The organism is Streptomyces sp. HNM0645, assembly GCF_030056615.1.
GTDB classification, from domain to species: domain Bacteria; phylum Actinomycetota; class Actinomycetes; order Streptomycetales; family Streptomycetaceae; genus Streptomyces; species Streptomyces marianii.
Window position 1 is genome coordinate 161,772 of record NZ_JASHLT010000005.1, and the last position, 13,773, is coordinate 175,544.

Below are 13,773 nucleotides of genomic sequence, written 5' to 3' on the forward strand. Positions count from 1 at the left end.
GTGCGGCCACCCGTCACGACGGCCCGGCCGCGGCGAGCACCGCCCGCCGGGTGAGTACCCGGGCCAGGTGCTCGCGGTACTCGGACGAACCCCACAGGTCCGTCGAGGGGCTGGTGCCCTCGGCCGCGGCCTCCGCGGCACGTGCCACCTCCTCGGGGCCCTCCGCTCCCGCGAGCGCCGCCTCGGCGGCGGCGGCCCGCAGCGGGGTCGGCCCCATGTTGGTGAGCCCGATCCGGGCTTCGGCGATCCGCCCGCCGTCCGAGCGGACCAGGACCGCGACGCCGACCGCCGCCCATGCCTGTGCGGCCCGGTGGAACTTCTCGTACCGGAATCCCCAGTCTCCGCACTTCGGGAGCCGTACCTCCACCAGCAGCTCGTCGGGGCTCAGCGCGGACTGCAGGTAGTCGGTGAAGAAGTCCCGTGCCGCGATGGTGCGCCGGCCTTCGGGGCCGGCGGCGACCAGTTCGCCGTCGAGTGCGAGGACGACCGCGGGCAGGTCCGCGGCCGGGTCCGCGTGGGCGAGGGAGCCGCCCAGCGTCCCCCGGTTGCGCACGGCGGGGTCGGCGACCGTCTCCGTCGCCGCGGCGAGCAGGCCCGCGTGCCGCCGCACCAGCGGGTCGGCCAGCACGTCGTGATGCGTGGTCATGGCCCCGATGACGAGGGTGTCCGCCTCCTCGCGGACTCCGCGCAGTTCGTCGATCCTGCCCACGTCCACCAGCAGTTCGGGGAAGGCGAGCCGCAGCCGCAGCATCGGGAGCAGGCTCTGGCCGCCGGCGAGGACCTTCGCTTCCTCACCGCCGTCCGCCAGCGCGGTCACGGCCTGGTCCACCGACTCCGGCCGCCTGTAGTCGAACGCCGCGGGGATCATGCCAACCCCTCCTCGCCCGGGGCGGGCGCCTGGCCCGTCGTCGGTGCCGTGCCCTCCGGCCGTCCGTCGGCTGGGACGGCGCCTTCCTCGCCCCGGGCCTGCCGGATGGCCCGCCACACCCGCTCGGGGGTGCACGGCATCGGCACGTCCGTCACACCGAGGGGGCGCAGCGCGTCCACGATGGCGTTGACGACCGCCGGTGTGGAGGCGATGGTCCCCGCCTCCCCGACGCCCTTCACACCCAGCGGGTTGGTGGTGGCAGGTGTCTCGGTGCGCTCGGTCGTGAACTCGGGCAGGTCCGCCGCCGAGGGCACCAGGTAGTCCGCCATCGTCCCGGACGTCAGGTTCCCTTCGGCGTCGTACACGGCCTCCTCGTAGAGCGCCTGGCCGATGCCCTGGGCGAGGCCGCCGTGCACCTGGCCCTCGACGATCATCGGGTTGACCACCCGACCGACATCGTCGACGCACACATAGGAGCGGATCCGGGTGTGGCCCGTCTCCGTGTCGACGTCCACGGCGCAGAGGTGCGTGCCGTGCGGGTAGGAGAAGTTGTCGGGGTCCACCACGTGGTCGGCGTGGATCGTGGGCTCCATGCCCTCGGGCAGGTCGTGCGAGGAGAACGCCTCGAACGCGATCTCCTGGATCGTCCGCCGCGCGTCAGGGGAGCCCTTCACCGAGAACACGCCCTCGGCGAAGTCGAGGTCGTCCTCGCTGGCCTCCAGCAGATGCGCCGCGATCTTCCGTGCCTTCGCCACGACCTTCTGCGCCGCCTCGTGCACCGCCGTGCCACCGACCACGAGGGAGCGCGAGCCGTAGGTGTCCATCCCCTGGGGCGCCGCCCGGGTGTCGCCGTGCACGACCTCGACGTCCTCGAACGGCACCCCCAGCACGTCGGCGGCGATCTGGCTCCAGGACGTCACGTGGCCCTGGCCGTGCGGGCTCGTGCCCGTGACGACCTCGACCTTGCCCGTCGGCAGCATGCGGACGTTCGCCGTCTCCCAGCCGCCGGCCGCGTACCGCATGTCCCTCAGCACCCGGCTCGGCGCGACCCCGCACATCTCGGTGTACGTCGAGATGCCGATGCCGAGGCGCACCGGGTCGCCGCGCCGTACCCGCTCCTGCTGCTCGGCCCGCATCCCCTCGTAGCCGAACAGCGCCAGCGCCTTCTCCGTCGCCGCCTCGTAGTCGCCGCTGTCGTAGGTGAGCCCGGCGATCGAGGTGTACGGGAACTCGTCGTGGCCGATCCAGTTGCGCCGGCGCAGCTCCAGCGGGTCCATTCCCAGCTCCGCCGCGAGTTCGTCCATCATGCGCTCGATCGCGAACGTCGCTTCCGGGCGGCCCGCGCCCCGGTAGGCGTCGGTGGGTGTCCGCGTGGTGAAGACGCCGGTACAGGTGAAGGCGTAGGCGTCCATCTTGTAGATCGCCGGGTACATGAACGCGCCGAGCAGCGGGGTCCCCGGTGTGATCAGCATCAGGTACGCGCCGAGGTCGGCGAGCAGGTCGACCTTCAGTCCGAGCAGTTTCCCCTCGCGCGTCGCCGCGATCTGGACGTCCTGGATCTGGCCCCGGCCGTGGTGGGTGGCGAGATAGCCCTCGGAGCGCGACTCGGTCCACTTCACCGGACGGCCGAGCGCGCGCGCCACGGCGAGGGCGACTGCCTCCTCCGCGTACACCTGGAGCTTGGAGCCGAAGCCGCCGCCCACGTCCGGGGCGATCACCCGCAGCTTCTGCTCGGGGATGCCGGTGACCATGGCCATCAGCACCCGCACGATGTGGGGGATCTGGGTGGCGGAGTACATGGTGTACTCGCCGGACGCGGCGATCGGCATGACGACCACGGCTCGCGGTTCCATCGCGTTGGGGATGAGCCGCTGCTGGAGGAACCGACGGGAGACCACCACGTCCGCCCGGGCCCGCGCGGAGTCCCAGTCCTCACCGGTCGTCAGCGGCCAGACGTAGCACCGGTTCGTGCCCTTGTCCGCGTGCACGAGCGGTGCGTCCTCCGCGAGCGCCGCCTCCAGGTCGAGCACCGGTTCCAGCGGGGTGTAGTCGACGTCCACCGCCTCGAGCGCGTCGGCCGCCGCGTAGCGGTCACGGGCGATCACCACGGCGACCGGGTCACCCGCGTAGCGCACCTCGTCCACGGCGACCGGCGGGTGGTCGGGCATCACGATGTCCTCGGTCACCGGCCACACGCACGGCATCGAGGCGAGACCGTCGGCGAGGTCGCGTCCGCTGAACGCCGCGACGACACCGGGCCGCTCCAGTGCGGGGGACACGTCCACCCGGTCGATCCGGGCATGGGCCATGGGACTGCGCAGCACGGCCATGTGGAGCATGCCGGGCACGCTGACGTTGTCGGTCCAGGTGGTCTGACCGGTGACCAGGTGCGCGTCCTCCTTGCGGGCCCGGGCGCGGCCGACCTCCCGCTGCGTCCGGTCCGCGGGCTGCGCGGTCATGTCGTGGCCTCCTGCTCGTGGCGGGCGGCCGCCAGCACCGCATGGACGATGTTCTGGTAGCCCGTGCACCGGCAGAGGTTGCCCTCGAGGGCGTGGCGGACCTCGTCGGGAGTGGGGTCCGGGTTGTCCCTCAGCAGTTCCCGGGCCGCCATGATCATCCCGGGGGTGCAGTAGCCGCACTGGAGGGCGTGCTTCTCGTGGAAGGCCCGCTGGAGGGAGTCGAGGCCCCCGGTGGGGGAGCCGAGCCCCTGCACGGTGGTCACCTCGCCTCCGTCGGTCTGCACCGCGAGCACCGAGCAGCTCTTGACGCTGTGCCCGTCGAGCTCGACGGTGCACGCGCCGCAGCTGCCGGTGTCGCAGCCGACGGGGGTGCCGGTCAGTCCCAGGCGCTCCCGCAGGTAGTGGACCAGCAGCAGACGCGGTTCCACGTCGTCCTGGTAGACAACGCCGTCCACGGTCACCGAGATACGGTTCATCGGCCCTCCCAGGGACCGGGCAGGGGATACCAGATGGTTTTGTCTGGTATGTCCAACACTAGATCGGTGCAACACGCCCCGCGACCGTGCCGCTTGACGGCGTCCTCGGCCCGCTCGGGCCGGTCAGCCCGTGGTGTCGCGCACGTCCGTGAGTACGCCGACCCGGTCGATCCGGTGCTCCGGGTTGTTCCGGTCGTCGCGCCAGAAGTTCCCCGCGGCGTTGTCCTCCGGGGTGGCGCAGGTGGAGATCGTGATCATCGGCTGTGTGGCGGTCCTGCCGGGGAAGCCGGGCACGGCGGCCCGCTGCTCGGCCAGTGACCGGGCCGATCGGAAGGATGTCCTCCGGTGCTCCGTGATCCGGTACTCGTAGACCTTGCCTCCCGAGGCCACCACGACCGGTTCGCCCACTCCGAGGGACGGCAGGTCCCGCAGTGGCCCGCCGGCGGACAGCCGGTGCGCGGTGACGAGGTAGTTGCCGACCTCTCCCGGTCCGGCCCCGCCCCGCTCGCCGTACGGGCTGGCGGCCACCCCGAGGTCCTGGATGCGCGTTCCCGGCCAGTCGTCGGTGGTCCCCTGGTACGGGACGACGCGCAGGTCCACCAGGCCGATCGACGGGATGCTCAGCGTGGCCGGCCGGGTGCGCGCGCTGCCCGGCGGCTCCGGGGTCCCGCTCGCGGACGGGGCGGACGCGGGGGCGAAGGCCGTTGCCGGCGGGGCGGAGGCGGACGGGTGTGACCTCGGGGTCTCGGTCGCGGCGGGCGAGGTCCCCGGGGCGGCTGCGGGCCTGTCGGACGTCCGGGCACCGCCGGCCGCGGGGGAACAGGCTGCCAGCACGGCGACGAGGGCTCCGGCGAGAGCGGTGGGAACGGCGCGGGAAGCGTGCATGGGGGCATTCGGATCCGTAGCGGGGGCGCGGCGGGCCACGGTCGGTACTGCTGGGCCGCGGCCGTCTTCACGACGGTAACCGATCGTCTGTTCCCGTGCCGTCACTCCGTGCGCCGCCCGTCCGTGGCGCCCTTCCGTGGTCGGGGCCGCCCCGTACACGCGACGGCGCTCAGTCGACCGGCCAGGTGTGCGCGGGCGCGTTGAGGTGCATGTAGTCGATGTACTGCCTCGTCATCCGCCGGAGTGCCTCGTGGCGGGTCACATGGGTGGTGCTGTCGATGTGGTGGAACATCTCCGCCTGCCAGACGGCGCCGTTACGGCCCGTGACGCAGCGCTGCTCGATGATCCCGAGCATGGGCTCCCGCCACTGCGCGTCCATCCCGGACAGCTCCAGACCTCGGTGCGCCAGCGGCAGCAGTCGCCGCAGCACCAGCTCGGCGACCGGTACCTCGCCCATACCCGGCCAGTACAGCCGGGCGTCGATCCCGTGGCGGGCGGCCGTGTGCAGATTGTCCTCGGCGGCCGAGAACGACATGCGCGACCACACCGGGCGCTCCTCCTCGACCAGTGCGCGGGTGAGTCCGTAGTAGAACGCGCCGTTGGCCAGGACGTCGGCGACCGTCGGCCCGGCGGGCAGTACCCGGTTCTCGACCCTGAGGTGGGGCCGGTCGTTGGTCACCGCGTACACCGGGCGGTTCCAGCGGTAGATCGTCCCGTTGTGCAGCGTGAGTTCGGCGAGTTCCGGGGTGTCGCCACCCTCCAGGGTCTCCCCCGGGTCCTGGTCGTCGCACAGGGGCAGCAGTGCGGGGAAGTAGCGCAGGTTCTCCTCGAAGAGGTCGAAGACGCTCGTGATCCAGCGCTCGCCGAACCACACCCGCGGCCGCACGCCCTGCACCTTGATCTCCTCGGGGCGGGTGTCGGTCGCCTGCTCGAAGAGCGGGATACGGGTCTCCCGCCACAGCTCCTTGCCGAACAGGAAGGGGGAGTTCGCGGCCAGGGCGATCTGCACGCCCGCGACGGCCTGCGCCGCGTTCCAGTACCCCGCGAACTCGTCGGGCGAGACCTGCAGGTGGAACTGGGTGCTCGTGCAGGCGGCCTCGGGTGTGATCGTGTCCGCGTAGGTCCGCAGCCGGTCCACACCGTCCACGGCGATCCGCAGGTCCTCCCCGCGGGCGGCGAACACCTGCTCGTTCAGCAGCCGGTAGCGCGGGTTCTCGGACAGTGCCGCCTCGCCCACGTCCTTCTGCCGCAGCGTCGGCAGGATCCCCACCATCGCGAGGTGCGCACCGACCTGCGCGGCCCGGTCCTCGGCGTGGTTGAGCGCGTCCCTGATCTCCTGCTCCCAGGCGTCAGGGCCGCCGGCCGTCAGCCGGCGCGGTGGGATGTTGATCTCCAGGTTGAACCGGCCCAGCTCGCTGGACCAGGCGGGATCGGCGATCGCCTCGAGCACGTCGGTGCTCCGCATCGCCGGTTCGGCCGCGCCGTCCACGAGGTTCAGCTCGATCTCCAGGCCGACCTGCGGCCGCTCCGACTCGAACCGTGACTCGCTCAGCATCTGCGCGAAGGTGTCGAGACAGTCCTGCATCTTGTTCCGGTACCGACGGCGGTCGTCACGGGTGAAGACCAGCGCCGGGACGTCTCGTCCCATCGGCCCTCCCGAATCTCCTCGGGCCCGATCCTCTCTCAGGGTGCCACCGCCCGTCGGACTCGACCAGCGAGCGGGACCGCGGGCCGGGCGGTCCGGAGCGCCCGGCCCGCGGACGTGGTCTGTTACACGTCGCCGCGTCCGTGCCGCCCGGCGGGTGGGGTGGCGTACGGGGTGGCGAGAGAGGACGGCAAACGCTTGTTGTTGATGCTTGTACGGGTCGCTGTGCGGTGCAGAAGGTTTGTCGGCTCACGTTGCCGTTGTTCATGCCGTATGCAGCTGAGAGTTACGGAAATATCCGTATTTCGTAACACGGGGTGGTTTGGGTGCTTATGGGAGTCGCTGTCCGGCGAGTGTGTGCGACCTCGGCACAGGCCGAGAGCATGGTCCGCCCGCCGGCCCCGCAGGCCGGGTGGGCACTGAAGTGAAGGGCATCCACATGTCTGCTTCCCGCAACGTCCGTCGTCTCGTGGCGGCGGCCCTGGCGTCCGGCGCGATCGTCGGCGCGATGGCCGTGCCGGCTTCCGCGGACAACGGGCACGACCGCCGCGACGGGCGAGACCGTCACGCCGGCCACAGCCGCCACCACGACGACCGGAACCGCTTCGACCGCGACAGATTCGACGGTGACCGGCGCGGTGACCGGTTCGGCCGGGACCGGCGTTCCTCGGTCGTCATCGGCCAGGTCCAGCACAACGGCCCGCGTCGTGACTTCCGCTCCAACCGCAGCCTGAACGCGGAGTGGGTCGAGGTGACGAACAACGGCCGCCGCGCCGTCGACCTCGACGGATGGACCCTGTCGGACAGCGACGGCAACCGCTACCGCTTCGACGACCTGCGCCTGCCCGCCCGTTCCAGCGTCCGTGTCCACACGGGCCGCGGCTTCGACACCCGCCACGACGTCTACCAGGGCCGCCGGAACCACATCTGGGACAGCCGGGACACGGCCACGCTGCGCGACGGCCGCGGCCGCGTGGTCGACTTCGAGTCCTGGGGGCGCGGCTTCCCCCGCCGTTAGTGCCTGATGCGGCACCAGCGCGTCCCGGCGAGCCTGTCCCGTCGCCGTCCGGCACGCGTCCCTCGCAGCGCGGGCCGGAAGCCCCGACAGCTCCGTCACGAGGGCTTCCGGCCGCCTTGCGGTCGCATGCACCGGACGCCCCCTCGACGGGCAGCCATCGCCGGGCGTGGCACCGGCCCACCGTCGCGGCCGCACCGCGACGCACCGAGGCGGCCGCTGTGCCGTTCAACCCGATGCGGGCCGGGCCGGGGTCCGGCCCGCATCGGCTGTCATGACTCCGGCCCGTCCGTTCCGTCCGGATCCGTACGGAACGGACGGGAGGCTCCGGCCTCCGCCCGGGCCACTGCCGGAAGGCGCGGCTCCCGCCCGAGCGGCTCCAGCCCGGGGCGCCGCCCGTCCGGCTCCCGCCCGCCCGTCCGGCTCCCGCCCGTCCGGGCGGCGCGCCCCGTGGTCCGTGACGACCTCACGGACGACGTGCCTGGCGGCGGCCGCCGTCCTCGGATTCGTGTCCCGGCAGTGCCGCAGCCCCATCAGCGCGATCGACAGCGCCCGTCCCCGCCCCCTCGTCCACGCCGCCTCGTCGACGCCCGGCCGTTCCGCCGCCGCCGGTGCCGACGCCGCCCCGGGGGCGTGACTCGCTGAACGGACGCACGTCCTGCCGGCAGACGGTCCCCGCCGGGGGGAGGACGCCGTCGACGAGGTAGCGGCGCTCGTGGTCGTCCACGCACAGACTCGGGTTGAGGACGGACGAGTGCCCGTACCCCTCGACGGTCAGCAGGCGTGCGTGGGCGAGCTGCCGGGTCATTGCGAGCGCGCCCTGGTACGGGGTCGCGGGGTCGTACACGGTGTTCACCACGAGCACGGGGTTCGCCGTGGGACGGTTCCACGGGCCCGCGTAGCGGGAGGCGGCCGTCGCCGGCCAGGTGGCACACGGCTCGCTCGCCCAGGCGACGGCCCGGCCGAGGTCACCGGCGCGGCCGTGGCTGAACTCCGCCAGTTCGGGGAAGCGCCGTGGATCGCGCGGATTGGGGCTCTCGGAACACCGGATCGCCTCGATCTGTTCGAACGCCGGGTACGGCAAGGGGCCCTCCGGCGCGACGGGTTCCTGCGGGGGCCGCCACGCCCAGAGGTCCTCCAGCGTCCAGGCCAGGTCGTACCAGCCGGGGTCGATGGCGTAGAGGCCGCTGAGCACCGTGGTGACGGTCCTGGCGTACGTCCACGACCCCTGTGCATGCTCCTGGAGGCGCGTCATAAGCCGTTCGAATTTCGCACGGGTCGCCTCGGGGCTCCCGGCGGAGAAGGCGCAACGGTCGGCACCGGTGCGCCCGCAGTGGTCGAGGAACTGACGCAGGGTCGCGGCCGACCCCAGGTCGACGTCCTCCCTGAGGAACGTCGTCAGCCGCGGGTCCGCACCGACGGCCCCGTCCACCCAGGCCCTCGGGTCTATGTTGCTGTCCAGGACCATCGCCCGGACCCTGCCGGGGAAGAGATTGGCGTACGTGGCACCGAGGAACGTTCCGTACGAGACCCCGAGGAAGCTGAGCTTCTCGTCGCCCACGGCCTGCCGGAGCCGGTCCAGGTCGCGTGCCGTGTCGGTGGTGGAGACGTGCCGCAACAACTCCGGGTCGCGCTGCTCGCAGAGCCGGCCGAGGTCGGAGTAGGCGTCGACCCAGGCCTCCGTCTCGCTCTCGCCGACGGGGAACCCGAAGGGTATGCGCTCCAGCCACTCGTACGCCTCGTCGGTGGTGGGGAAGCAGTGGACCGCGGTGCTCCCGCCGACCCCGCGCGGGTCCCAGCTGGCGATGTCGAAGCGCTGCCGGAGTTCCTCGGGGAAGAGCTCGTACCACTGGGGCAGGGCCCGGGTGCCCGCTCCGCCGGGGCCGCCGGGGTTGAAGAAAAGGGTGCCGAGGCGCGGTGCGGGGCCCGTCGCCCGGTGTCTGATGACGGCGAGATCCACCGCTCGCCCCGCGGGCCGCCGATAGTCCAGCGGTGCCTTCGCGGTGGCGCAGTCGAAGCCGGGGGCCTCGGCGCAGGGGCTCCAGGCGAGGGCCGGAGCCGCGTCCGCCGGGGCCGGTCCGTCGGCCGGCCCCGGGACGGGGGAACGGGCGGGGGCCGGGGCGGGGGCCGGGGCCGGGGCACTCAGCACGCAGGCGCAGATCGCGGCGGCGACGGCGACCGCGGCGAATCGCCCGCGGCCGACGGGGGATCGGGGTATGTGCATGGTCATCCTTTGCCGCCGCGACACCGGGCGTCGTCTGCGTCAGGAGCGTTCGTCCCGATACGACGCCGGGCCCACCGGGCCTGCAACCCGCACGCCGCCGAATGGCCGTCACCCGTCGGGCGGGGCGGGGCTCCTGAAGAACCGCCACCTCGGCCGCCGAGGGGAGGGCCGAAAGGCTCCGGCTCCAGACGGAGCCCGACCTCGGCGGTGCCGGGCGACGACCGCACAGCCGCCGTCGGCGACCTCGGCGGCGGCCACGGAGCCACGGGCAGCCTGAGGGTCCGCACGGCATTGGCGGATGCGCCGCGGCCCGCCTACCGTGACGTGCCGGCGTTCCACCGCTGGTCTGCGTCGCCGTCCAGCCGGTCGAACCCCAGGGAACCGGCGTGGGGTTCGAGGGCGAAGTCCGGGTCGATCCGCGGGCTGACCACTCCCGCGCCGTCGACGTCGAACAGCAGATTGAGGCCGTTGCGGCCGTCGACGGACGAGCACGACCAGATCCCGGCGCCGCGGTCGGTGTCCCCGCGCGAGTCGAGGCAGAAGCCGGGATCCGCGCTGTTGCGCAGCAGGCCGTTCGACTCGAGCCGCCACCGCTGGGTCGTGGCGCCGTTGCACTTGGTCGTGATGACGTCGGTCCGGTTGGCCATCACCCCGTCCTCGACGTCGAGACACAGACCCGTGCCCGCGTTGACCACCGGGTGGTAGCCCGCTCCGGGGACGATCGGTGCCGGAATCGCGACCGCGCTCCTCGTCGGCGCGGGTTCCGGGGGTTCGGCCGGGGGCGGTGTCCGCGTCGGAGACGGCGTGGGCCGTGCCACGGGCGACGCACCGGGGCTCGTCGGCGAGGTCGGAACCGGCGGCGGAGCCTGGAGGGTGGGGAACGCGCCCTGCGCCGTGGGTGCCGACGCCGCCGACTCGCGCGACCCGCCGGAGTCCCCGGACGAGGCCACCAGGGAGGTCCCCGTGGCGGCGGAGCCCAGGACCACCACGGCGGCGGCGACCAGCATGACTGTCCGGGAGCGAAGGCGCGTGCCCCACCCTGGCGCCGTGCCGGCGAGCGGCTGCGGGGGACGCCCGGGGGCCGACGCCGTCGTCTCGCCGGCCGCGAACGCCGGCCCGCTCCCCGGCGCGGTGCCCTGGTCGGGCACGGGCCCGGGCGTTCCGGCAGCGGGTACCGTCCCGGGTATCCCGGGTATCCCGGGTATCCCGGGCACCGTGCCCCGTATCCCGGACACCGGTAGACGTGCGGTGTACTCGGCGCCGCCCCAGCCCAGCAGATGCTCGGCGAAGACCATCCGGGGGTTGTCGGTCATCCGGGTCAGCTCGGCGACCACCCGGGTGCAGCGCGGGCACTCGGTCAGATGCAGCGTCAGATCCTCGCTCCGCCTCCGGTCCACGGTCCGGGCCGCCGCCTCGATGATCCTGCGGTAACCGAGGCACCGCTTGTCGCCCCGCTCCAGGTACGCCTGGAGAAAGGCCTGGCGCATGGACTCCGGCGCCCGGAGCCGCAGATCGGGGACGAGGTCGGCGCGGACGCCCAGATACCCGGCGGTCGTGGAGTCCGGTTCCTGGTCCACCACGGCGTACCAGAGCGCTCCCCGGGCCGGGGCGGGCAGCCGGCAGAAGGCGGTGAGCACGGCGGCGGAGACCTCCGGCGCTGCGCCGGCCGCCGACCGGCCGGGGACGGCGGCCGCGGACGTCCCCACGGCCGGGACCGCACCGGTCCCGGTGTCGTCGGTCTCGTCGATCCAGGCGGCGAAGTCGGCCGAGAGCCTGTCCCGGCGGCCGTCGCGGGCCCAGTCCGTGCCCACGCGCCGGACGAGCACCAGCAGATGGTGGCGCCACAGCCCGCGCGGCTCGATGCCCCGACCGGCCTCCTCCGAGGCCAGCCGCAGCGCCTGGCCGGCCAGCTGGTTGCCGGCGGTCTGGTTCCGGCCGCAGAGCCGGGCGTAGGCGAGGACCGCGGGCAGGTGCCGGCGTTCGAGCTCCTGGATCGCCGGATGGGCGCGCGGGGCACCGGACCGGATCCGCTCCCCGAGCTCCGCGTCCGACAGGGCGGATTCGTCCGGCTGCCCTTGTGCGCGCAGCGGACGTGCGTTGTGGAGCTCTGGCACCCTTGTGTCTCCTCGTCCCCCGAGGCATGGCCGACCCGCCCCGCACGGGGCACGCCGGTTCACTGGCCGGTAACAAATGCCCATGGTGGATCAGCGGGACGGGCCGGGAAAGGTGTTTCCGCGGGTAAGTCGTCGTGGTGAGGGCGTCGGCGGGCCGCCCGGCAGCCGGCCCGTCCCACGCGGGCGAGGACCAGCACCGTGTCGTCGTGCGGCGGTCCGGGCAGCAGCCGGGCCAGGATCCGGTCCGCCGCCTCCTCCAGCGGGCCCGTGACGCGGGCCAGTTCGGCGCCGAGCCGCGCGGCGTCCTCCCCCGACCGGCGGAAACCGCCGACGGTCACGCCCCGGACGCCGGGCGTGATGCGCCGTCGGACTCAGCGCACGTCCGGCAGATCCGCCAGTTCGGCAGCCTGGCGCAGCACCCCCACGAGCATGGGGAAGGTGAGCCGGCCGGTGAAGGTGTTGCGCTGACTCGGGTGGTAGCTGCCCAGCAGGTGCAGCGGAGGCGCAAGACCGTCGCCCGCCGGCAGGACGACGTGCACTCCGTGGCCGAAGGCGGGACGCGGCCGCGGTAGCGGCCGCCCGGTTTCGCGGATCGCCGAGAGCAGGGCCTGCCAGCCGAAGCCGCCGAGCGCGACCACCGCACGGAGCCGGGGAGCCAGCAGGCCCAGCTCGGCCGACAGCCAGGGACGGCACGCACTGCGCTCGTCCGCCGTCGGCCGGTTCTCCGGTGGGGCGCAGTGCACGGGGGCGGTCAGCCGCACGCCGCGCAGCGCCAGCCCGTCGCCGGTGTGCCGCGAGGTGGGCTGCGACGCGAGGCCGATCTCGTGCAGGGCGGCGAAGAGGAAGTCACCGGTCGCGTCGCCGGTGAACATCCGTCCGGTGCGGTTCGCCCCGTGCGCGGCCGGGGCGAGTCCGACCACGGCGAGGGAGGCGTCCGCGGGACCGAATCCGGGGACCGGGCGCCCCCAGTACTCCCAGTCCTGGAACGAGGCGCGCCTGACCCGGGCCACCTCCTCGCGCCAGGCGACGAGCCGGGGGCACGCCCGGCACCGTGCGACGAACTCGTCCAGCTCTCCCAGGCGGGTGCAACGAGGCGCGTGGCGGGCCGGGAACGCCGGGTCGTCGGCACCAGGGCCGGTGCCTCGGTCGAGCGGTCGCTCCATCCCTCCACGCTACCGGGCCCCCGCGGTGCCATGGCCTCCCGGCGGTCGGCGCACGCCGCACGGACAGGGAGCGGTGTGGCGCCGCGTGGGCGGACCCGCGGTGGCACCGGTGACCGGCGGTCGGCGCCGGGGGAGGGGTGCCCCACGACGTGCGCCGGGGACGGACGGCATGCCCGCAGCCCGGACGGAACCGGGTACGCCCGGGCTGCGGGCGCGCGTTCCGCCCCGCTACCGCTACCGCTACCGCTACCGCTACCGCTACCGCTACCGCAGCCGGGTGCGCCCCAGCACCCTTCCCGACGCCGCGGACGCGGTCCCTGGAGCCGGGGCGCGGAAAATCCCGGGCGCCCGCCTCCCGGGGCTCTCTACACTCGGCTCACACGCCGCCACGTCAACGTGGCGCGCACCACCAGGAGTTGGACCGAGTGAAGGGGGGCCGGACGTGCGCTGCCGCACCACCGCCTTCGTTCCCCGGTCACGGTACGACGTGATCCTGGTGTCTCCGGCCCGCCGGTGACGGCTGCGCGGCCGCCACCGGACCCCGCGACGACCACCACCGACCGGTGCCCGCCCGGGTAGCCCGCTGTCCTGGGTGACCCGTGGCACGGTCGCGCCGCCCCTAGGACGCCTCAGGCCGTCCACAGACGTTGCGTCAGGGGACGGCGAACCCCGGCCTCCGACAGGCCGTCCCGTCCGGGAATCGCGCAGCCCCGAACCACTACCTCTCGATCACCGAAAGGCCCCGGGCCGTGCGCAACGACCTCCGACCCCTAGATGAGTGAGTCCGATGTGTGTGCTGGTCGCAACCATGGCGAAGGGCGCCCGTTGGTCAGTGTGTGAAGACAAACCTGGACGCCCTTCTGGCGGCACTGTACGTGTTCATCGACGACCATGTGGCGCCTTGTCGCCGGATCGGGCGACCCC

The 13,773-nt window shown here is 73.5% G+C and carries 9 protein-coding genes; 1 reads left to right on the forward strand and 8 read right to left on the reverse strand.

The window, feature by feature from the left end; translation table 11 throughout:
- Positions 1 to 13 precede the first annotated feature (13 nt).
- The 5 genes from QMZ92_RS04950 to QMZ92_RS04970 all read right to left on the reverse strand — a co-directional run bounded on the left by QMZ92_RS04950 (position 14) and on the right by QMZ92_RS04970 (position 6,336).
- Entirely contained in the window at positions 14 to 868 is an 855-nt protein-coding gene (locus QMZ92_RS04950) for an FAD binding domain-containing protein (protein WP_283296005.1), read from the reverse strand.
- A complete protein-coding gene (locus tag QMZ92_RS04955) occupies positions 865 to 3,327 on the reverse strand; it encodes a xanthine dehydrogenase family protein molybdopterin-binding subunit (RefSeq protein WP_283296006.1) in 2,463 nt (820 codons plus the stop codon). Before QMZ92_RS04955 ends, QMZ92_RS04950 begins: the two co-directional genes overlap by 4 nt.
- The gene (locus QMZ92_RS04960) at positions 3,324 to 3,803 is read right to left on the reverse strand and encodes a (2Fe-2S)-binding protein (RefSeq protein ID WP_283296007.1); all 480 of its coding nucleotides are present in this window, start codon (positions 3,801 to 3,803) and stop codon (positions 3,324 to 3,326) included. The genes QMZ92_RS04955 and QMZ92_RS04960 overlap by 4 nt, the downstream gene beginning before the upstream one ends.
- 123 nt (positions 3,804 to 3,926) lie before the next feature.
- Positions 3,927 to 4,688: a class E sortase gene (locus tag QMZ92_RS04965; RefSeq protein WP_283296008.1), complete on the reverse strand. Its 762-nt coding sequence runs from the start codon at positions 4,686 to 4,688 to the stop codon at positions 3,927 to 3,929.
- A 169-nt stretch (positions 4,689 to 4,857) separates the two neighbouring features.
- Positions 4,858 to 6,336: a glutamate-cysteine ligase family protein gene (locus QMZ92_RS04970; RefSeq protein ID WP_283296009.1), complete on the reverse strand. Its 1,479-nt coding sequence runs from the start codon at positions 6,334 to 6,336 to the stop codon at positions 4,858 to 4,860.
- A gap of 436 nt (positions 6,337 to 6,772) precedes the next feature.
- Between QMZ92_RS04970 and QMZ92_RS04975 the strand changes: the two genes are divergently transcribed.
- Positions 6,773 to 7,351, forward strand: coding sequence for a lamin tail domain-containing protein (locus QMZ92_RS04975; RefSeq protein ID WP_283296010.1), 579 nt, complete (start codon positions 6,773 to 6,775; stop codon positions 7,349 to 7,351).
- 463 nt (positions 7,352 to 7,814) lie between these two features.
- Here QMZ92_RS04975 and QMZ92_RS04980 read toward each other — a convergent pair whose 3' ends face one another.
- From QMZ92_RS04980 to QMZ92_RS04990, 3 genes are all read right to left on the reverse strand, one after another.
- Positions 7,815 to 9,572, reverse strand: coding sequence for an alpha/beta hydrolase (locus QMZ92_RS04980; RefSeq protein WP_283296011.1), 1,758 nt, complete (start codon positions 9,570 to 9,572; stop codon positions 7,815 to 7,817).
- Positions 9,573 to 9,886: 314 nt separating this feature from the next.
- Positions 9,887 to 11,686: an RICIN domain-containing protein gene (locus QMZ92_RS04985; protein WP_283296012.1), complete on the reverse strand. Its 1,800-nt coding sequence runs from the start codon at positions 11,684 to 11,686 to the stop codon at positions 9,887 to 9,889.
- Positions 11,687 to 12,057: 371 nt separating this feature from the next.
- Positions 12,058 to 12,849 carry a uracil-DNA glycosylase gene (locus tag QMZ92_RS04990; RefSeq protein ID WP_283296013.1) on the reverse strand — a complete coding sequence of 264 codons (792 nt, stop codon included), beginning with the start codon at positions 12,847 to 12,849 and terminating at the stop codon, positions 12,058 to 12,060.
- Positions 12,850 to 13,773: the final 924 nt, after the last annotated feature.